Annotated in this window: 17 protein-coding genes and 1 pseudogene; 15 read left to right on the forward strand and 3 right to left on the reverse strand. The window is 43.6% G+C overall.

The window, feature by feature from the left end; genetic code table 11:
- Positions 1 to 64: 64 nt before the first annotated feature.
- On the reverse strand, positions 65 to 778 hold the full coding sequence (locus tag I6H64_RS09380) for a GntR family transcriptional regulator (RefSeq protein ID WP_002832579.1): 714 nt from the start codon (positions 776 to 778) through the stop codon (positions 65 to 67).
- Between the two features lie 154 nt (positions 779 to 932).
- On the opposite strand from I6H64_RS09380, the gene I6H64_RS09385 reads away from it, so the two are divergent.
- The 8 genes from I6H64_RS09385 to I6H64_RS09420 all read left to right on the forward strand — a co-directional run bounded on the left by I6H64_RS09385 (position 933) and on the right by I6H64_RS09420 (position 11,217).
- Positions 933 to 2,306 (forward strand): glycoside hydrolase family 1 protein, encoded by a 1,374-nt coding sequence (locus tag I6H64_RS09385; RefSeq protein ID WP_008841541.1) that lies wholly within the window; start codon positions 933 to 935, stop codon positions 2,304 to 2,306.
- A 24-nt stretch (positions 2,307 to 2,330) separates the two neighbouring features.
- Positions 2,331 to 3,677, forward strand: a complete 1,347-nt coding sequence (locus I6H64_RS09390; protein ID WP_002832577.1) for a PTS sugar transporter subunit IIC — start codon at positions 2,331 to 2,333, stop codon at positions 3,675 to 3,677.
- A 222-nt stretch (positions 3,678 to 3,899) separates the two neighbouring features.
- Positions 3,900 to 4,886 (forward strand): lipoate--protein ligase, encoded by a 987-nt coding sequence (locus tag I6H64_RS09395; protein WP_002829437.1) that lies wholly within the window; start codon positions 3,900 to 3,902, stop codon positions 4,884 to 4,886.
- A gap of 11 nt (positions 4,887 to 4,897) precedes the next feature.
- A complete protein-coding gene (locus I6H64_RS09400) occupies positions 4,898 to 6,016 on the forward strand; it encodes a thiamine pyrophosphate-dependent dehydrogenase E1 component subunit alpha (protein WP_002829438.1) in 1,119 nt (372 codons plus the stop codon).
- A gap of 2 nt (positions 6,017 to 6,018) precedes the next feature.
- A complete protein-coding gene (locus I6H64_RS09405) occupies positions 6,019 to 6,999 on the forward strand; it encodes an alpha-ketoacid dehydrogenase subunit beta (RefSeq protein ID WP_002829439.1) in 981 nt (326 codons plus the stop codon).
- Positions 6,992 to 8,611, forward strand: coding sequence for a 2-oxo acid dehydrogenase subunit E2 (locus I6H64_RS09410; RefSeq protein WP_005918495.1), 1,620 nt, complete (start codon positions 6,992 to 6,994; stop codon positions 8,609 to 8,611). The genes I6H64_RS09405 and I6H64_RS09410 overlap by 8 nt, the downstream gene beginning before the upstream one ends.
- 2 nt (positions 8,612 to 8,613) lie before the next feature.
- On the forward strand, positions 8,614 to 10,020 hold the full coding sequence (gene lpdA / locus I6H64_RS09415) for a dihydrolipoyl dehydrogenase (protein ID WP_002829442.1): 1,407 nt from the start codon (positions 8,614 to 8,616) through the stop codon (positions 10,018 to 10,020).
- 171 nt (positions 10,021 to 10,191) lie between these two features.
- Positions 10,192 to 11,217, forward strand: coding sequence for a zinc-binding alcohol dehydrogenase family protein (locus tag I6H64_RS09420; RefSeq protein WP_008841544.1), 1,026 nt, complete (start codon positions 10,192 to 10,194; stop codon positions 11,215 to 11,217).
- A gap of 312 nt (positions 11,218 to 11,529) precedes the next feature.
- On the opposite strand, the gene I6H64_RS09425 is transcribed toward I6H64_RS09420, so the two are convergent.
- Positions 11,530 to 12,033, reverse strand: coding sequence for a QueT transporter family protein (locus I6H64_RS09425; RefSeq protein ID WP_008841546.1), 504 nt, complete (start codon positions 12,031 to 12,033; stop codon positions 11,530 to 11,532).
- Positions 12,034 to 12,285: 252 nt separating this feature from the next.
- Between I6H64_RS09425 and I6H64_RS09430 the strand changes: the two genes are divergently transcribed.
- Positions 12,286 to 13,164: an aldose 1-epimerase family protein gene (locus tag I6H64_RS09430; RefSeq protein WP_008841547.1), complete on the forward strand. Its 879-nt coding sequence runs from the start codon at positions 12,286 to 12,288 to the stop codon at positions 13,162 to 13,164.
- 75 nt (positions 13,165 to 13,239) lie between these two features.
- The gene (locus tag I6H64_RS09435; protein WP_008841548.1) at positions 13,240 to 14,748 is read left to right on the forward strand and encodes a sialate O-acetylesterase; all 1,509 of its coding nucleotides are present in this window, start codon (positions 13,240 to 13,242) and stop codon (positions 14,746 to 14,748) included.
- A gap of 104 nt (positions 14,749 to 14,852) precedes the next feature.
- Here I6H64_RS09435 and I6H64_RS09440 read toward each other — a convergent pair whose 3' ends face one another.
- Positions 14,853 to 15,143, reverse strand: a complete 291-nt coding sequence (locus I6H64_RS09440) for a HesB/YadR/YfhF family protein (protein WP_004166336.1) — start codon at positions 15,141 to 15,143, stop codon at positions 14,853 to 14,855.
- A 514-nt stretch (positions 15,144 to 15,657) separates the two neighbouring features.
- On the opposite strand from I6H64_RS09440, the gene I6H64_RS09445 reads away from it, so the two are divergent.
- The 5 genes and pseudogenes from I6H64_RS09445 to I6H64_RS09465 all read left to right on the forward strand — a co-directional run bounded on the left by I6H64_RS09445 (position 15,658) and on the right by I6H64_RS09465 (position 20,353).
- Positions 15,658 to 16,053 carry a PTS sugar transporter subunit IIA gene (locus I6H64_RS09445; protein ID WP_002829452.1) on the forward strand — a complete coding sequence of 132 codons (396 nt, stop codon included), beginning with the start codon at positions 15,658 to 15,660 and terminating at the stop codon, positions 16,051 to 16,053.
- Between the two features lie 5 nt (positions 16,054 to 16,058).
- Positions 16,059 to 18,086, forward strand: a complete 2,028-nt coding sequence (locus I6H64_RS09450) for a hypothetical protein (RefSeq protein ID WP_008841550.1) — start codon at positions 16,059 to 16,061, stop codon at positions 18,084 to 18,086.
- Positions 18,087 to 18,106: 20 nt separating this feature from the next.
- Positions 18,107 to 18,601 (forward strand): PTS sugar transporter subunit IIB, encoded by a 495-nt coding sequence (locus I6H64_RS09455; RefSeq protein WP_008841551.1) that lies wholly within the window; start codon positions 18,107 to 18,109, stop codon positions 18,599 to 18,601.
- A gap of 20 nt (positions 18,602 to 18,621) precedes the next feature.
- Positions 18,622 to 19,539 (forward strand): PTS mannose/fructose/sorbose/N-acetylgalactosamine transporter subunit IIC, encoded by a 918-nt coding sequence (locus I6H64_RS09460; protein WP_008841552.1) that lies wholly within the window; start codon positions 18,622 to 18,624, stop codon positions 19,537 to 19,539.
- Positions 19,523 to 20,353, forward strand: a pseudogene (locus I6H64_RS09465) (PTS system mannose/fructose/sorbose family transporter subunit IID). The gene I6H64_RS09460 and the pseudogene I6H64_RS09465 overlap by 17 nt, the downstream one beginning before the upstream one ends.
- Positions 20,354 to 20,405: the final 52 nt, after the last annotated feature.

A 20,405-nucleotide genomic window follows, 5' to 3' on the forward strand; every position in this document is an offset into this window, starting at 1 on the left:
CTCCCATTTTTAGTTCTAAACGAAAATTTGCTACAAAGGCAAAGTTGCGCGGCCCTAAAACTTATTAGTGTTCTAATTTTATATCCGCCGACACTACGCTGTTTTGGTACGGAAAATGTGATTCGGAGTATTCAAAAGGGGTGCCGTCAACTAAATAGTTGACCTGACTAATTACTAAAATGGGATCCCCCTTCTTTTCTCCCAGAAAATGAACGTCTTCATCCGAAACTTTACGAGCCATGATTTGGCGATGGGATCCGGCAAACTCTAAATGGTGCTCTTTTTGTAAATATTCGTAAACCGATTTTTGAAGAATTTCCTTAGTGATGGTCGCAATTTTAGTTGGCATAATCGTTTGTTCGTAGCTGAACGGTTTGCCATCAATCAATCGGGTTCGCTTAATTACGTAGACGGTCTCCCCGTCTTCCAGCAGTAAATGTTCCTGCTCATCCTTGGTAGCGATCCGGGCGGTTAAATGAATGTGTTTGCTAGTGACCTTTTTATTAGGGTGGGTCATGGTCGTTCCCAACGGCTTGTCAACGTCTGTATTGAAATCATTGTTAAATTGCACGTCTTTTCGAACGAACGTCCCCGCCCCGCGTTTACTATAAACTAGTCCTTCAATGATTAAAATCTGAATTGCTTTGCTAATCGTGATGCGGGTGGTGTTAAATTCTTTTGCCAATTGATTTTGGTCTGGCAACATGACTCCCGGCTGCAATTCGTGGTTCATAATTTTTTTGCGCAAAGTTTGCGAAATTTTCTCGTATTTATACATTTATCTGACACCATCCTTAATCACCGTTAATTTTAGCCCATCTTAATGGTATTCACAAATTGATAAAAGTATATACTTTTATAATAAAAGAATTTACTTTTATAAAAATGGTGATTATAATGAAAACGGATACAAAAGAAAGGTGGTCATAATTGTGCAAGCAAAGTTACCCGATGATTTTTTATGGGGAAATTCAACATCCAGTATGCAGACGGAAGGAGGTGCACATGAGGGCGGTAAGGGACCGTCCGTTTACGACACGTATAAAGCAACCGCAGAAACTTCGGATTGGGACGTGGCAATTGATAATTACCATCATTATGGAGAAGATTTGGATTTGATGGCTCAGCAGGGGATGAACTGCTATCGTTTTCAGATTTCTTGGAGCCGGGTAAATCCGCAAGGCGACGGAGAATTCAATGAAGAGGGGATTCGCTATTATGATAATTTAATCAACGCGTTGTTAAAACGGGGCATTCAGCCGATGATCTGTCTGTATCATTTTGACATGCCGTTGCACTTGGCAAAACAATATAACGGCTTTTTGAGTCGCCACGTGGTGAATGCTTTTGTTCGCTTTGGTAAGGAAATGGTTGACCGGTTCAGCGACCGGGTTAAGTTATGGATTACGTTTAATGAGCAGAACCTATATTCACAAACGGAGGCCTTTCGGATTGCTGGTTATTTAAATGGCGACCGCACCGATGAAGAATTGCAAAGGATTGCGCATCACGTAATGACGGCTCATGTTCAGGTTGCAAATTACCTGCACGAACACAGTGATGCTAAAATTGGCGGAATGCTGGCGTTTGTGGAGACTTACCCAAACAGCAGTTTGCCGGAAGACGTCTTTGCTGCGCGGCAAATTGATGAATATTTGAATCGCAATTTATTGGACGTTTGGGTTAACGGCCACTATTCAACGGAAGTATCCACCTATATTGAACGGCACCATTTCGATATTGATTTTACGGATCAAGATCGGCAAGAATTCGCCAAATTAAAGAGCGACTTCATTGCCTTCAGCTACTACGCAAGTAACGTGGTAGATGCGACCAAGATTCCAGCAGGCACTATGCCCAACCGGTACTTAGATTACGGCGCGGTAGCAAATCCCCATCTCACAGCAACGGAATGGGGCTGGAATATCGACCCGCTAGGCTTCCGCGACGTTTTGACGAAGACTTATAACGCCTACGGGATTCCGATGTTTCCGATTGAAAATGGAATCGGGCATCGGGAAGAATTTCATGGACAAATGATTCAAGACGATTACCGAATTGCCTACCACCGTGATCATTTACGAGCGCTAATGGCGGCGGTAAATGACGATGGAGTAGCGGTGCTAGGTTATCTGGGATGGGGACTGATCGACATTCCAAGTTCAGCAGGCAATATGGAAAAACGTTACGGAATGGTTTACGTTAACCGGGGCAATCACGAGCTCCGCGACCTTAAACGCGTGCCTAAAAAGAGTTACTACTGGTTTGCAAAAGTTATCAAGTCTAATGGTGCTGATTTAGATTAGAAATTTTTAACGGGAGGGATTTTTATGGGCGATTCGAAAAGCGGATCAATCAATGATCGAATGCAGAATTCAAAGTTCATTGCCAAATTTACGGAAATTTCGGTAAAGGTCGGCAATTGGGTTTACTTACGGTCCTTGCGGGATGCTTTCGCAGTTATTCTGCCAATGTTTATCGTGGCCGGCATCGGAGTTTTGCTAAACAACGTAGTGTTTACTTGGTTTTTGAAGGGAGACCTGCTAGCGAAGTTCCAAGTTGTCGGTAACGCGATTGTTAACGGAACTTTAAACGTAGCTGGAATTTTAGTTGCCCCGATGATTGGCTATATGCTGGCTAAAAATAAAGGTTTCAATAATCCAATTGCTGCGGCAGCCATGTCGTTAGCCAGCATTTTTATCCTAATGCCGAACAGCATTCAACTGGGGACGGTAGCGTCGGGCGGTGCGAAAATGGCAACCGTTACCGGTGGATTGAGTTACTTAAATACCGGGACCCAAGGAATGTTTGGCGGAATTTTCGTTGGTTTAATTGCGACGGGAATTTTCATTAAGCTAGCGTCAGTTAAACGGCTTCAGATTCATTTAGGCGAAAACGTGCCCCCAGCAGTAGCGGCGTCATTCAGTGTTTTACTTCCAGCAATTTTATTGATGTCATTTTTTGCAATTATCGCTGCACTGCTAGCTGGATTTTTCAATGCTGACCTAATTAATTTAATTAAAACTTGGATTCAAGAACCATTGCGGGGCTTTAACACCAGCATTGTCGGATATTGTGTAATCTACACCTTAGCTAACTTCCTGTTTGGTTTAGGAATTCACCAAACCGTTCTCTCAGGAACCTTATTGGATCCGTTGGTGTTGGTTAATATGAACGAAAACATGACGGCTTATGCGCATCATCAAGAGATTCCCAACATCATCACCACTTCTTTTGTTAGCAACTATACTTTAGTCGGTGGTTCAGGAAGCACCATTGCATTGATTATTGCAATTCTAATTTTCAGTAAAGTGAAATCATCACGGCAAATTGCCGGATTGTCGTTGGCACCCGGGATTTTTAACATCAACGAACCGATGATCTTTGGATTTCCAATCGTTTTCAACCTTCCAATGATCGTTCCGTTCGTGTTGTTCCCCACCATTGGTAGTTTGATTGGATACTTTGCAACTTTGTGGGGTTGGGTAAGCCGGACGGTCGTGTTAGTTCCTTGGACTACTCCACCGTTAATCGGTCCTTATTTATCGACTGCCGGAGATTGGCGTTCGGTTATCCTGCAATTAATTGTGATTATTATTGGCGTTTTCTTATACCTACCATTCTTGAAAATCAGTGAACAAGTGGCAAGAATTCAAGCAGAAGAAAACCGCGATTAAGACCCTCGACCTAGGATTGAGTTAGTGAATCCTAGGTCTTTTTTATCGAAATAGTGTATATACCAATCTATATTTGTACACCATAAAAAGTTGAAATCATGGAACAAACCTTGCTATTTAAACACTTTAATTCTGAAAAATCGTCCACAAAATAGCAAATGTGTGTTATTATGGGGTTGTAACAGAAACCGCTTACAAAGGCGACGCGAGGGGGTTTACATTGTGCGCTATGTCACATATTTGGGGACAGATGCTTACACGAATATCGCAACTGATACATGGATCTTGAATAACCTTCATGCAGATGAACCAATATTCGCGCTTTGGCAAAATAATAATGCTGTCATTGTAGGAAAAAACCAAAATACATTTGGTGAAGTTAACCAAGAATTTATCGATCAACATCAAATTGAAGTTGTTCGGCGAGTTACTGGAGGTGGGGCAGTTTATCACGATTTAGGTAATCTAAACTTTACATTATTTGTACCACTGGATTCATCAGCTAATACGGACTTTAAGCAATTTTCTGAGCCAGTTTTGAAGGCGTTACATAACTTGGGAATTCCAGCAGAAGCTACGGGACGCAACGACTTAGTAGTTAATGGCAAGAAGATTTCAGGCGTGGCCCAGCGTTACGCAAAGGGCTACTTAATGCACCACGGAACGTTACTATTCGATAGCAACGTCGACACGATGGTGCGGGCACTGAACGTGGCGGATGAAAAATTTATTTCGAAAGCTGCTAAGTCAGTACGCAGCCGTGTCGGGATGATTAAGGAAGCTGCCCCAGAAGGATTGACTTTGCAAGACTTCTGGGAAGCCGTGCAATACGAGTTGACCGATCACGGACGCGATTCCGAGATTCTGTTGACTCCTGAGCAAAAACAAGAAATTATTCGGTTGACTGCAGATCAATTCTCAACTTGGGACTGGAACTATGGTCAATCGCCGAACTTTAATTTTAAGAATCACGCGAAGTACGATGGCGGGATCATTGAAGTCCAGGTTCAAGTTGAGGGTGGTGTCATTCAAGATATTAACTTTACCGGAGATTTCTTGATGCTGCGTGACTGGCGGGACATCAAAGATCAGTTCATTGGTTTGCCGTTTGAAGCGGATCAAATCAGACCGGTCTTTGAGAAAAACCAGGATCAGCAGTACTTTGGTACCATCAGCGTCGATGAATTAACACAATTATTTGAAGCCTAGGAGGGGTAGTTATGGCTATAAAAGATGACAATAAAAAGATTTTAGATTTCGACCTTCAAATGGAAGATCAAGACCAAAGCTTTCCAATGCTCCAAGTCTTGAACAACGATGGCGAAATCGTAGATGAAGACGCCCTTAAGAGAGCGGGATTAAGTGATGACCAAATGGTTGAACTCATGAAGCAAATGGTATTCAGCCGGATCTTGCACGAACGTTCATCAAAATTGTCCAAACAAGGACGGTTAGGTTTCTATGCACCAACCATTGGTGAAGAAGCTTCCCAAATCGCTTCAAACTATGCCTTTGAAAAGGGTGACTGGTTATTCCCTGGTTACCGTGACATTCCACAACTGATTATGAAGGGCTGGCCAATTTATAAAGCATTTTTGTGGTCTCGTGGTCATTTCGAAGGTAACGAATTCGAAGACGTTAACGGATGGTTCCCACAAATCATTATTGGTGCCCAATATGTTGAAGCAGCCGGCGCAGCTTTAGGTTTGAAGAAACGTAATAAACCAAACGTTGCTTACGCATATACTGGTGATGGTGGTACTTCACAAGGTGACTTCTACGAAGGAATGAACTTTGCCGGCGCTTACCACGCTCCAGCAGTTTTCTTCGCACAAAATAACGGATACGCAATCTCCACCCCACGTAGCGTACAAACTAAAGCACCACACCTTGCAGCTAAAGGTTGGGCAGCTGGTTTGCCAAGTTTCGTAGTTGATGGAATGGACCCAATTGCGATGTACCTTGCAGCTAAAGAAGCTCGTAAGTGGGCTGTAGATGGCAATGGACCAGTCTTCATTGAAACCATCACTAACCGTTTAGGACCGCACTCAATGTCAGGTGATGATCCACTCCGTTACCGGACTCAAGAAGACATTGATAACTGGACTAAGCGTGAACCATTGATTCGTTTCCGTAAGTACCTTACTGATCGTGACTTATGGTCAGAAGACATTGAAAACGACTGGGCAGACATTGTTAACTCACAAATTGATGACGCAGTAAAACAAGCTGATGGCATTGCTAAGCAAAAGATCTCAGACTTCATTGAACAAACCTTAGAAGTTCCGGGACAAGCAGCGCAAGATCAGATCAACAAATTTAGAGGGGAGGGCAAGTAATCATGGCTAAAAAAACATATATCCAAGCGATTACAGAAGCTCAAGACTTGGCGCTTGCTAATGATGAAAACGTTATAATTTTTGGTGAAGATGTTGGTAAAAATGGTGGTGTATTTAGAGCTACCGATGGTCTTCAAGAAAAGTACGGTGAAGATCGAGTATTCAACACTCCATTAGCAGAAAGTGGAATTGGTGGTTTAGCAATTGGATTGACCACCCAAGATTACCGTCCCATCATGGAAATCCAATTCTTCGGGTTCGTTTACGAAGTAATGGACTCCATTGCTGGACAAATGGCTCGGGGACGGTTCCGTTTCCACGGCACTCGTAAATTCCCAATCGTAGTTCGCTCGCCATACGGTGGAGGAACTAAGACCCCTGAAATGCATGCGGATTCTCTAGAAGGATTAATGGCACAGACTCCTGGATTACGAGTAGTTATGCCGGCAACCCCAGCAGATGCGAAGGGATTATTGCTTTCTTCAATTGAAAGTGACGATCCGGTAATCTTCCTCGAAAACTTACGTTTGTACCGTTCAATTCGTGGCGAAGTTCCAGAAGGTTACTACACCACCCCTCTCGATAAAGCAAACGTAGTACGTGAAGGTAAAGACGTTACCGTTGTTACCTATGGCGGCATGGTACACACCAGTCTAGCGGCTGCAGAAGACCTTGCTAAAGAAGGCATTGACGTTGAAGTAATCGACCTACGGACCGTAAGCCCACTCGACCTTGACACAATTGGCAAGAGTATCGAAAAGACTGGTCGGGTGGTAGTTGCTCAAGAAGCACAACGTCAAGCTGGTATTGGAGCAATGGTAATGAGTGAAATTAGTGAACGTTTCATTATGAGTTTAGATGCTCCAATTGGTCGGGTAGCCGCTCCGGATTCAGTTTACCCATTTGCGTTAGCTGAAAACGAATGGTTACCAAAAGAAGACGATGTAATTGATAAGATCAAGGAGGTCGTAAACTTTGACTGAAATATTTAAAATGCCAGACATCGGCGAAGGTATGGCAGAAGGCGAAATTGCCAACTGGTTGGTAAAAGTAGGCGATGATGTCAAAGCCGACGACGCGGTGGCTGAAGTTCAAAATGATAAATTATTGCAAGAAATCCTTTCACCATATTCCGGAAAGGTTACTAAACTATTTGTAGATGCGGGAACCGTAGTTAAGGTTGGCGAACCGCTCATCGAATTTGATGGCGACGGAACTGGCGGTGGTGACGACAGCAAGGATAATGCTGCCGATGCTGCTCCAGCAGCTGACAAGGGCAGCGACAATGCCCCTAGCGGCGATGCAGAAATCTTCAACATGCCCGACATTGGTGAAGGTATGGCAGAAGGCGAAATTGCGAACTGGTTAGTTAAAGTTGGCGACGAAGTTAAGGAAGACGATCCAGTTGCCGAAGTACAAAACGACAAGTTAATGCAAGAAATCCTTTCACCATATTCTGGAAAGGTTACTAAGTTATTCGTTGACGCGGGAACCGTGGTTAAGGTTGGCGAACCGCTCATCGAATTTAACGGTGACGGTAGCGGTGCTGGTAGTGGAAACGCTGCTCCAGCAACAAGTGCAGCTCCTGCTAAGGAAAATGCCGCACCAGCTAATAATGATGAACCTACTAAAGTTGGAACGGCAGTGGCTTCTAATGGCCAAGTTTTGGCAATGCCTTCGGTTCGTGAATACGCACGGAAACACGACATTGACTTAATGCAAGTTCCTGCAACGGGTCGTCATGGTCACATTACCATGGCAGACGTGAAGAACTTTAGTGGCGGTGCTGCCCCAGCTGCTCCAAAGGCTGCTGAAAATGCCGCACCAGCTCCTAGTGCTGCTCCAGCCGCAGAAGCTCCAAAACCAGCTCCTGCAAAACCAGCCCCAGTTAAGGCTGGTCGAGTACCACTTTCACCAATCCGTAAGGCAATTTCACGGAACTTAACCCAACGTGTTCAAACTGTTCCACATGTAACGATTATGGACGAAGTTGAAGTATCCAAGTTAATGGAACTCCGTGATCAATTCAAGGAACAAACTAAGGCAAAGGGTTACAAGCTAACTTACATGCCATTTGTTGCCAAAGCATTGGCGGCAGCAGCACGTAAGTACCCAGAATTGAGTGCAACAATTGATGACGAAACCCAAGAAATCGTCTACTACGAAGAAACTAACGTGGGCTTTGCTGTAGATACTGATCAAGGACTTTTTGTACCAAACGTTAAGAACACTGCTTCGAAGTCAATTATGCAAGTTGCTCAAGAAATTGATGACTTGGCAATCCGGGGCCGGGATGGCAAATTGAAGCCTGCTGAATTACAAGGCGGAACCGTTACAATTTCTAACATTGGTTCTGAAAGCGGCAGCGGCTTCTTTACCCCAATCACTAACCCAGGTGAAAGCTCAATTCTTGGAATTGGCCGCATTCGCAAGACCCCAATTGTTAACGAAGATGGTGAATTAGCAGTTGGTAATACCTTGAAACTATCACTTAGCTTCGACCACCGTTTAATCGACGGTGCTCTAGCACAAAAAATTATGAACGAGCTGAAGGCACTCTTAGGTAACCCTGCCTACATGCTTATGGAGGTGTAGTCATGGTTGTTGGCACACAAGCAATCGATGTTGATACGTTAATTATTGGTTCAGGCCCTGGTGGCTACGTTGCCGCAATTCGGGCAGCTGAATTAGGCCAAAAAGTAGTCATTGTGGAACGCGACTTTATTGGCGGAATTTGCTTAAACGTGGGTTGTATCCCATCAAAAGCTTTGATTCAAGCAGGACATTTATACGCAACTTTGCAACACGGCAATCCGTTCGGGGTTACCGTGGGTGAATCCAAGCTCGATTTTGCAAAAACTCAAGACTGGAAACAACACCAAGTAGTTGAAAAACTAACTGGTGGAGTTGAAATGTTGTTAAAGAAGCACAAGGTAGAAATTGTGCGTGGGGAAGCGTACTTCAACGATAACGAAACGGTTAACGTAATTGACGGAGACGATTCGCACATCTATCGCTTCAAGAAAGCCTTGATTGCAACTGGCTCACGCCCAGTAGAAATTCCACACTTTAAGTTTAGTGGTCGGGTTATTGATTCGACAGGTGCATTAAACTTGAAGAGCGTTCCCGAACATCTCATCATCATTGGTGGTGGGGTAATCGGTGCAGAATTAGCTGGCGCTTACATGAACCTCGGTTCTAAGATCACCATTATTGAAGGTCTTGACCACATTTTGAATGGTTTCGATGGCGAGTTGATTCAACCAGTTTTGAACAACTTCAAGAAGAACGGCGTAGACATTATCACGGAAGCGACTGCAGTGGAAGCTAACCAAACTGATAAAGACGTTACCGTTACTTACGAAGTTGACGGAACTACTAAAAAAGTTACCGGAGATTACTGCCTGGTATCAGTTGGACGCCGACCAAATACCGACCAAATCGGCTTGAATAATACGGACGTTAAGCTGGACAAACGTGGTTTGATTGAAGTTAGCGACTCTATGCAAACTTCAGTAAAACACATTTACGCAATTGGAGACGTAGTTGCGGGGCCTGCGTTGGCGCATAAAGCTAGCTATGAAGCAAAAGTTGCTGCAGCAGCAATGAGCGGTGAAGACGCACACGACAAGCATTACGTGATTCCTGCAGTTGCGTACACTAATATCGAAGTAGCGACGGTTGGGGAAACCCCACAAACGGTTGCGGAAAAGAAACTGGATGCTAAATCTAGCAAGTTCCCATTTGCCGCAAGTGGTCGGGCAATGACGATGGACCAGACGGAAGGTTTCATTCGTTTAGTTACTGACAACCCTACTGGTGCGATTATTGGTGCCCAAATTGTTGGTCCAGAAGCATCAGACTTGATTTCTGAATTAACCTTAGCGATTGAAAATGGAATCACCATTCGAGATATCGAATTGACGATTCACCCACATCCAACCCTTGGTGAAGAAATCATGGATGCTGCTGAAGTGGCTGCTGGTTTGCCAATTCACATTTAGTTAAGCTAAAAATGTCCTAAGGGGACAAATACCAATCTGATTAAACCGTTTCTCAGAGCCCAAAGTAGGGCGAAGGGGGACGGTTTTTTAATGGTTAGCGAGGGAGAACAATTTGTTTACTTTTAAACCAAATAAGCATATATTCTACGTAAAAAGAGGAGGCTGAACTTTATGAGTGAAAAAATGTGGGCAATCGGCTTTAAAGAATCGTTACCAATTGAGGAAGCGGATAGTTTGGTAGAGTTTACCACTGACCGTCCTGAACCAAGCGGGCACGATTTATTGGTTAAGGTGAGCGCCGTTTCGGTAAACCCTATCGATATAGCAGTACGAAAGGGGCAATCCGAACCGTTGCAAGAACCGCGGGTATTAGGTTTTGATGCGGTTGGTACGGTGGTATCCAAAGGTGAGGAAGTCACTTTGTTTGAAAATGGCGACCGAGTTTTTTATGCTGGTTCGTTTAAACGAGCGGGTAGTGACAGCGAGTATCAATTGGTCGATGAACGAATTGTCGGGCACGCTCCCCAACAAATGGATGATGTCCATGCAGCAGCCATGCCGCTTACGTCCCTGACGGCGTGGGAAGCGTTGTTTGAACAACTTCAGATTGATCCAGAGGACCTAAAGAAAAATGCGGGAAAAACCCTCTTGATCATTAATGGCGCGGGCGGTGTAGGTTCAGTGGCAACGCAGCTTGCACATTTGGCAGGTTTACGCGTGATTGCTTCGGCATCGCGTCCAGAAACGATTCAGTGGTGTTTGGATCACGGTGCGGATCAAACGGTTAACCATCGCAAAGATTTAGTTACGGAAGTTCGTAATTTAGGGGTTCAGCACGTGGATTACATTTTGGAATTGCATAACATTGACGCACAGTGGGAAGCAATGGTGGAATTGATTAAGCCAGGTGGCCGAATCGCTTCGATTACTTCAACGAAAAAGCCGGTAAACTTAACCGATTTAAAGAGGAAAAGCGTAACTTTCGCGTGGGAATGGATGTTTGCGAAATCTTATTATGGAACGGAAGACCTCGTGTCCCAGCACGAAAATCTAGAAAAGATTGCTAAATTGTTGAATGAAGGAAAATTAAAGTCAACGATGACAAAGGAACTCCACCCAATGAACGTAGAAAACATAAAGAAGGCCCACCAATTGGTAGAAAGCCAAAAAATGATGGGTAAGGTGGTAGTTAAGTAGAGAGCGGAAGCCGCCGGGTAATTTTTGAGGATTAATTGGATTTGGGCCTTAATCGCGGTTTAAGCGATTGAGGCCCAAATTTGATTAACCGGAGAAGATTGGCGGCTGGAGCTCGTTTGGTCTATGCTGCAGAGAATTGTAAGATAATCGTGTTTTTTGCGATTGATGCCTTAATTTGGTTAGCCGGAGGGAGTTGGGTTACAGAACCCGTTTCGACTACGTTAGCTTTGCCCTTCCCCAACAATCTAACACCAAAAAAACGAAGGATCCTGAACTGAGGACACTTCGTTTTTTATTACCTAAATTTTTTAATTAACTACGTTTATTAAGTGAAAGATCAATACTTTTTCCTAGAGCGTACATCACAAAGGCCCCAATGAACATTACCCCAAATTCACCTAAACTAACCGTTCCCCAAGTGTAGAAAAAGGGAACTTTTAAAATATAGGTGAGTTCTAAGGCAACCAAGAAGCCCATTAAAATGGTCGTAATGATAACGGTAAGAGCCAACTTAACCCGGTTGTCAGTTAATTTTCGGATGGCGATGATTACAACGCTCAGGGTGATGAGGGTGGTTAAAGTTCCCCACGTAATGTCAATAATCCCTAGAGAAGATTGTAGGTTAGCAATTAATACTCCCAAAGAAACTCCCCAAATATAACGGCGATCATAAACCACCAAACAATTTAAAATCTCAGCAACCCGAAATTGAAGCGGGCCGAAACTAACTGCTGAAAAAACAAAGGTAATGGCGACGTATAGAGCAGCTACAATTGCTGATATTACAATCTCACGGACGTTCATTTTAGTTGACATAAATATTCTCCTTTATAACTTAATTAGTTACTAAATGACGATGACCAAAGGAACCCGGAGTACGGGGAAGTGCCATCGGTGGAAAAATTTCCAACGTTTCTATCATATCAGTTTCCCAGGCATTTCTAAAGGTTAGGTATTAGGTAACCATTCGTTAAAATAGTTGATTTAATAATCAAGAAAGCCTTTACATTTACTTGAAAATGAATCATGCTAATAGTGGAGGAAACCAAAAGAAAGGGTGTAAATTAGATGATTAAATTGAAGAACCGTTACTTAACGGTCGAAATTGATAACATGGGTGCTCAGCTGACGCACGTGATTGACCAACCGAGTGGATACGACTACATTTGGAATGGTCAAGCTTGGCAACGTCATGCCCCGATTCTGTTTCCAGCAATTGGTAAGTCTAACCAAGATAGTTATGCATTGGAAGGACAAATCTATTCAATGCCGCAACATGGCTTTGCCCGGGATTTTGATTGGCAAAAGGTTTCGCAAAGTGAAACGACAGCAAAATTAGAATTGAAGGCCAATGAACAAACAAAACGAATGTTTCCGTTTGATTTTACGCTTCAAGTAGAATACGAGTTAAAGGATCACCAGCTGTTAACTACTTACTACGTTATTAATCATGACGAACGGCGGATGCCTTACGTTTTAGGCGCACATCCCGCATTTAACGTTCCAATAGATAACGACGGTATTTTTGAAAACTACCATTTAACTTTTAGTCCGCACCAAAAACAAATTCAGCGTTTAGGGGTTAACCCAGTACCATTCCGTGATGGAAAGAAAGCTCCTTGGGAAGCCATTAAAAACAGCGAATTAGCTTTAAATCATGAAATGTTTAACGATGGTTTAATTATTTTAGATGCGAAGAAAATTGATAGCGTCGTTTTAGGTTCAACACAAACTGCGCATGAAGTTAAATTGAACTTCAAAGACTTCCCATACCTTACCTTATGGACAATGGAGAACCGTGCGGAGCCATTTTTATGCATTGAACCGTTTGCGGGCTTGCCAGATCAAGCTGCTGAAGAGCCTACCGACTGGAAGAATAAAAAGGGTAACAATCTCCTAGAACCGCAGGAAACCCAGACATTCACGTATTCAATTGAATTTAAATAACAAGGAGGGGCGCGGCAATGGTAACAACGCCAGCGCCCTTTACCTTGCTAAAAAATAGTTAAGTGAGGATTTTACATGCAGGATTATCAGTTACAAGTAGATCAAATATTTTCTGATAATATGATTCTGCCCTTTGGCAAACCATTTCAAATTAGTGGATTAGCTACTGCAGGAGCGACAGTTAAAACCACCATCGGTACTCAAGTTGCGCGGGCAATTGTTAGAAAAGATGGCACGTGGGATTGTCAATTCCGACCTTTTACCGATTATCGAACTTCATTTGAAGTTAAAATTGAAGTTCAAAATCATCAATTGAAGTTAGAAAACGTTCGGTTTGGTCAAGTTTTGTTGATTGCCGGACAGTCTAACGTGGGCTTTCGCATGTCGCAAGACCAAAATTTTACGGAAGCCCAAACGTCAATTCCCGCAACCCCCATCACCTATTACAACGTCCCTCAACCGGCTTTTGTTTACGAAGATGGGGAGGTTAAGGAATATCAATCCCGTGCCACCCATTGGCACCAAGTAAAGAAATCTAACCTGGGACACGTTTCGGCGGTGGGTTATTACGCTGCCCAAGAAATGGCCCGACAAGATCCGAAAATGCCGGTAGGGATCGTTTGTTGTACCAGGGACGGTGCTTCAGCAGGAACCTGGGTGTCGGAAACATCTTTACGCAAAGACAAGCTACTGGCAAAGCGGGTGGTGGAGCCCTTCTTAAGCCACATTGAAAAGATTACGGATGCGGACTTTAAGGCAGACATCGAACGTTATCACCAAACCGTTAAACGGCATAATCGATTAATGTATAACTTTATGAAAAACAATCCGGAGGTTCCGATTGGCGAAGCGCTGAACATTGTGGGGCAGACGCCCTGGCCGCCGCCAAAGACGCCGGACAGCTATTTGCGACCCGGGGCGCTGTTTAACGCAATGGTAAGAAAGATTCGGCATTTCCGGTTCAGCCAGCTGGTCTGGTACCAAGGCGAAACTGATGCAGATCAACCTGAAATTTACGATCGACTCTTGCAGACCTTAATTAACGATTGGCGGGCAACTTTGGCGGACGTTTCTTTACCGGTATACGTAGTGCAACTGCCAAAATATGCGGACGTAAACCGTCACGCGTGGGCAAAAATCCGCCAGCAGCAACTTAAAGTGGCACAAAGACTTGCCGATACTTACTTGATTTCAATTGCGGATACGGGGGAGTATTATAATCCCCATCCCACGGCTAAAATGGCGGCGGGCCAACGAATAGGTCGTATCTTAGCGGGAAAGGACTATCAAGCAACTCCGCAACTAGGCTGGCTGAGCTTAGAAGCGGAACAAACCTGTTTTCACTTTTGGTATGTTAAGGAGTTACATGCCACCCAGCCACCTTTAATCGAAGGGTATGTTCAGCAAAAATGGCAGGCGGTCCCGGCAGAAATTAAAGGAACTGACCTGAGAGTTCATTTTCCACTAGGAACTACCCAAGCTCGCTACGGGTATAGTAATGCACCGACTTTGACACTGTTTAATGAAATTGGTGACCCAGTCAGCCCGTTTGTCGTAGACTTAACTACGCAAGAGCTGATTTAATATTTCAAAATAAATTGATTAAAAAATGCTTCTCAAGGAATTAAGAAATTCTTGAGAAGCATTTTTAGTTCGATTAGCGGTCCGAAAAATGGGCTTGCGCATACTTAATCTGAAAAACGATAGTCGACATCCTGACCGTTATATTCCACGGTCAAGTCGTGATTGTCGACAATCCATTCGTTTCCCGATTCAATATAAAAGGTGATGTCATCTACGACGGTCTTGGCGGTTGATTCATCGTCTTTATTTCCGGGTGCAATCCCTAAGAAAAAGCTTGGATAAACCGTTGGGATTCCCCCGTAAATTTTGGTGAATATCTTGACTGCGCCACCTGGTTTTAAATCCAATTCCTTGATAAACCACTGGGCTGCCTCACTAGTTACGGAAAATTTCATGTTGATTTGCTCCCCTTCTTAATTGTTGATTATGCACGTCTTAGGTTCAAAACATATAAAACCCTTCCAATACTAATCCTATCATAAAGAAATCGTTTACAAAAAGTAATTACGGATTTTTTTGGGTCAAAATAAACTCCTAAATTTAAAAATCATCGCGCGACTGAGCGAATATATGTTAAATGCACCTAATTTAATTTACTTTTAGGATGAATTTTGTTGTCTTTTAAAGAAAAAATTGATGGTAAAACGTTTTAAAACCGCTTTTTTTGATTTAGAGGACAGAAGCCGTAATATCGGGCTAATTTCGCTAAATCGTGGACTATACCAAAGCTCTTCCCCGCATAAAATGCCTTGATATCAAGGTTTACCCGGGTTGGATAAGGTTTGACATACTGGTACCAACCAGTCATAATATGAATTGGAGCTGAGGAATTCAGCCATTTATTTTACTGAATTTTGTAAGCGGATACAGCAAGCGGTTACAAAATTCGAGGATGTGGAGGAACGTTTTATGAGATTACTGTTGATGAGTCACGGAAATATGGCGATCGAAACGCTGAAAAGCGCAGAAATGATTTTAGGCCATATTGATAACATGAAGGCGATTGGTTTACAACCTAACCAAGGTCCGGAAGATTTACAAAAAGCTGCCGAAGAGTTTATCAATGACAACCCTAATCAGGACAAGACCATGGTTGCGGTTGATTTGCTCGGCGGAACTCCATCAAACGTCGTGGTACGCTTGATGGCTAAGTACCCAGATTTAGAAGTGGTTAGCGGGTTAAATCTACCAATGGTGATTGGATTTGCAAACCAAGTAATGATGGGAATGGATGTTGACAAACAATCATTGATTAGTGAGGCACAGAACGGCGTTGTTGACGTAAATGCTAAATTGAATGGATAAAGCTAATGGCAAAAACATACCAATATTCATTAAGATTTGCGATTGATCCCTACAATTGGGACACCGTAAAAGAAGCGAAGTTAATTGATTTTTGTAAACAGGGGCAAATTGATAACGTGGTATTTTTCATTAACCCTGAAGAACTTAACCAAGGACATCCAACGCTCGCCCAAGTGCGGGAACATTGGTTGCCAACGATTAAGTCAGTTGCGGAACGTTTGGCGAAAATGGGCATCACGACCAGTCTAAATCCTTGGACGACTTTGATGCACAGTGATCGGGGCCACCGCGTCCCCCCAGAGCTCGGCTTTGATACGATGGTCGACTACTTGGGGCACGCCTCAGCTTCGATTGCGTGTCCGCAAGATGATCGTTGGGTGAATTACATCACCGCGATCTATGCGGAGTATGCGAAGCTAAAGCCTAAAGAGTTGTGGCTAGAAGATGATTTTCGTCATTACAATCACACGCCAATTAAGTTAGCGTGTTTTTGTGACCGACACATGGCGCTTTACAACGAGATGTTGGAAAAGCCCATTAGTCGAGAAGCTTTTGTCGCAAAAATGTTGCAACCTGGCGAACCCACTCCTGAACGAATTGTTTATCTTAGCGTAGCGCGTGCTGAAATGAAACGGGTGGCTGCCAAAATCGCGGCGGCAGTTCACCAAGTTTCTCCAGCTACTCGTCTTGGTTTGATGAGCTCGTTTCCGGAATGGCACGCCGTGGAAGGACGAGATTGGGACGGTTTATTAGACAACCTTGCTGATGGACATCCTCGAGTAAGTCGTCCGCATTTGCCAGCGTATAATGAAATCTCTCCCTTGAAATATTCGCGAGCATTTGAACGATTTACCCGAGTTACCACCGAATTGGTTGGCGAAAATTCCGATATTTACCCCGAATTGGAAAGTTACATGTATTCCCCGTTCGTTAAATCTAAAGCGTTTACAAAACTGCAAATCGAAAGCACTCAAATGGTGGGGGCTTCCGGGATTTTACTGAACTTGTTTGACATGATGGGTAACGGGATTGACGAAACGTATGACTACGCGCGTCTTTTAGCGGAATCCAAACCCTTAATGAATTTAGGTATGCAACATCGCCTGAAGCAAAACCATTTAGCAGGAGTAAAGGTCCTCTTTTCTCCGGACGCGGTCTTTAACCTTAAAACCGCGGTCGGTAAGAACCCTGAAGAATTACTACCCCAAGAGTATTCTTGGTTGGAACTTTTGGGAACTTTAGGGATTGCTTGCAAACCCGAAAAGTGGACGTTACAAAGTCATTTTACGGATGAGGTACTGGCCGTTAGCGGACAGTTCTTCAACAATTTAACTGACCGGCAGATTACCGAATTACTCGAAAACAACGTGGTGCTAATTGATGGTCCAAGCGTCCAGATCTTAATTGATCGGGGGCTAGGTGAATTAGTTTGCGCCAACCAAGTGGAACTGAAAAAAGCACGAACCGGTTATCAATCGTATGAGCAAATTGATGGGATGATCATCGACGGAATTCAAAATCCGCGGGTAACGATGCTCCAGCACACTGGGGACTACTATCAAGTTGATTATGAACCAGCTGCGCCGGTGCAAATAATTTCAAACGCGTACAACGAAAACGCCAAGAAATTAGGGCCGGCGATGGCGTTAGTGAACCAGCGTACCCTAATTTTACCAATGAACACTGATCCAAAATACGGTTGGGAATCGCAATATTATTCAATTAAAGAGAAATTATTCAAACGGATTTTAAATCAGATCACGGACTTGGATTACGTCATTGAGATGCCAGGGACGAAACTAACGGCCGTTGCCGACCAAATGGTTTTATCAAACTTTACGATCGATGACCAAGCGCAAATTCAGTTACACCTTACTAACGCAAAGGCGAACCAACACTGGAAGCTCTACTTCCACGAAGGTGCGCAGTTACAGAGTATGGAGGTTACCGTTTCACCGGATTCAAACGGGATGTTGACCATTCCGTACCGCCTCAAGGGCTTAGAAACAGTAATTTTATTAGCGGAGTTTTAAAAAATGAAGGAGTGAGTAGGATGGCAATTACAGCAGTACGAATTGACGGACGTTTAATTCACGGCCAAGTTGCAAACTTGTGGACTACCAAATTAGGCGTTACACGGATTATGGTAATTGACGATCAAGTTGCAGCTAGTGACATTGAAAAGGCGGGATTAAAATTAGCGCGTCCGGCAGGAGTAGATTTAAGTGTGCTTCCTGAAAAGGTGGCGGCTGACCATATTAACCGGGGCGGTTATGATTCCCAAAAGGTATTCATCGTGGTTAAACGCCCACAAATTTTGTTAGATTTAGTTAACGATGGGGTAAAGCTTGAAGCCGTTAACGTGGGTAACATGTCCCAAACTGACGAAACTACCCAATTGACTAACTCCATTAACGTTGTGCAAGAAGACGTGGATGCATTCAACGCGTTGCACGAAAAGGGAATTAAGCTTACTCAACAAATGGTTCCCGGTGACCAAGCGAACGACTTTATGGAAATTCTCAAGAAATTTAAACCAAAAAACTAATTAAATAAGGAGGGATTCTCATGGGTTCAGGTATTGCAATTTGGCAAGTTATTATATTAACAATTTATTCAATGTGGCAAATCATGGATGAATTGACCGTTCAAACCAGTTTGAGCCAACCAATTTGGGCTGGGATCGTCGCTGGTTTAGTAATGGGCGATTTAAAAACTGGTTTGTTAATCGGTGGTAGTTTACAATTAACCGTTTTAGGTGTCGGAACTTTTGGTGGCGCTTCCAAGATTGACGCCAACTCCGGAACTGTTTTGGCAACCGCGTTTGCGATTGGTACCGGGATGAAAGCGGAAGTTGCCGTAGCAGCTTTAGGGGTTCCGGTAGCTAGTTTGATGATTCAAACCGATATTCTCGCACGGTTTGCGAACACCTTCTTCCAGCACAGAATTGATAAGATGATCGACGAAGAAAACTATAAGGGAATTGAACGGAACTTCCTCTATGGTTACCTTCCATGGACGTTATCACGTGGTATCCCAGTATTCTTAGCACTTGCATTTGGTGGCCCGTTCGTACGGACAGCCGTTGATTACATGAACACCAACCTTTCATGGTTAAGTAACGGTTTGGCAACCGCCGGCGCATTACTTCCAGCAGTTGGTTTCGCAATCTTGCTTCGTTACCTACCAGTTAAGAAACATTGGCCATACCTCATTTTAGGTTTCGTAATTACTGCAATGCTTTCAACTCTTTACACCAACATTTCTACTTTGGGAACGACCATTGCGGGCATGAATGCTAAGTTCACTACCGTATTTGCAAACTTACCAATGTTGGGAATTGCCTTGATTGGATTTGCACTTGCAGCAATGCAATACAACCGTTCGGTAAAGGAACAAAATATGGTTGCTGCAGCACCGAAGTCAGCTGATAACGCGACAGATTTAGATGAACAGGATGGTGAGATTCATGGCGACGAACTCTAAAAATAAAGTAACTTATAAACTAAACGATAAAGACTTCAAACAAATGAACATCCGGAACATTCTTTTCAACCAAGTTGGATGGAACTACGAACGGATGCAAGGTTCATCATACCTGTACCTAATCTTGCCGCAATTGCGGAAGATGTATGGTGACCATACTCCCGAATTGAAAAAAATGATGAAGATGCAAAACCAATTCTTCAACACCAGTAACTTCTTTAACACCATTATCGAAGGGATCGATATGGCTTTGGAAGAAAAAGAAGGGGTCGACTCGCTCGAAACCGTTGCTGGTATCAAGGCTGGTTTAATGGGTCCGTTCGCCGCAATTGGGGACTCGATTTTCGCAGCCCTCGTTCCCGCAATTATGGGTGCGATTGCCGCGAATATGGCGGTTCAAGGAAATGCCTTTGGCGCAATCTTATGAATGCTGGTTAACTTCGTCATCATGTGGTTCCGGTGGATTCAATTGAAGTTTGCTTACAAACAAGGGGTTAGCTTGGTTAACGAAATGCAAGGCCAATTAAACGCATTGACTGACGCAGCAACCCTTCTAGGGGTTTACGTTGTGGGGGCCTTAGCAGCTACCATGGTTAACACCCAAGTTACCCTCGTGGCGCACTTAGGAAAGATGACGGTTAACTTCCAAGATAAGATTGACATGATCATGCCGAAGCTAGTTCCTGCATTAATTGTTGGTGCAATCTACTGGATGCTCGGTAAGAAACGGATGACTTCTACCAAGGCAATCTTTATCGTAATTATCGTGGCAGTTGTACTATCTGCACTAGGTGTAATCGGAAAAGCAGCTTAATTTGCAATTTTAGTATCCGACTTTCCTGAATCTGGTGTATCATATTGTCATT

Source organism: Pediococcus acidilactici (assembly GCF_016127815.1).
GTDB classification, from domain to species: Bacteria; Bacillota; Bacilli; order Lactobacillales; family Lactobacillaceae; genus Pediococcus; species Pediococcus acidilactici.

Coding starts and splice junctions, on each gene's coding strand:
- I6H64_RS09425 (WP_008841546.1), bottom strand. CDS start 12,033: ATGTCAACTAAAATGAACGTCCGTGAGATTGTAATATCAGCAATTGTA.
- I6H64_RS09435 (WP_008841548.1), top strand. CDS start 13,240: ATGCAGGATTATCAGTTACAAGTAGATCAAATATTTTCTGATAATATG.
- I6H64_RS09455 (WP_008841551.1), top strand. CDS start 18,107: ATGGCAATTACAGCAGTACGAATTGACGGACGTTTAATTCACGGCCAA.
- I6H64_RS09380 (WP_002832579.1), bottom strand. CDS start 778: ATGTATAAATACGAGAAAATTTCGCAAACTTTGCGCAAAAAAATTATG.
- lpdA (WP_002829442.1), top strand. CDS start 8,614: ATGGTTGTTGGCACACAAGCAATCGATGTTGATACGTTAATTATTGGT.
- I6H64_RS09445 (WP_002829452.1), top strand. CDS start 15,658: ATGAGATTACTGTTGATGAGTCACGGAAATATGGCGATCGAAACGCTG.
- I6H64_RS09390 (WP_002832577.1), top strand. CDS start 2,331: ATGGGCGATTCGAAAAGCGGATCAATCAATGATCGAATGCAGAATTCA.
- I6H64_RS09430 (WP_008841547.1), top strand. CDS start 12,286: ATGATTAAATTGAAGAACCGTTACTTAACGGTCGAAATTGATAACATG.
- I6H64_RS09440 (WP_004166336.1), bottom strand. CDS start 15,143: ATGAAATTTTCCGTAACTAGTGAGGCAGCCCAGTGGTTTATCAAGGAA.
- I6H64_RS09460 (WP_008841552.1), top strand. CDS start 18,622: ATGGGTTCAGGTATTGCAATTTGGCAAGTTATTATATTAACAATTTAT.
- I6H64_RS09450 (WP_008841550.1), top strand. CDS start 16,059: ATGGCAAAAACATACCAATATTCATTAAGATTTGCGATTGATCCCTAC.
- I6H64_RS09405 (WP_002829439.1), top strand. CDS start 6,019: ATGGCTAAAAAAACATATATCCAAGCGATTACAGAAGCTCAAGACTTG.
- I6H64_RS09400 (WP_002829438.1), top strand. CDS start 4,898: ATGGCTATAAAAGATGACAATAAAAAGATTTTAGATTTCGACCTTCAA.
- I6H64_RS09420 (WP_008841544.1), top strand. CDS start 10,192: ATGAGTGAAAAAATGTGGGCAATCGGCTTTAAAGAATCGTTACCAATT.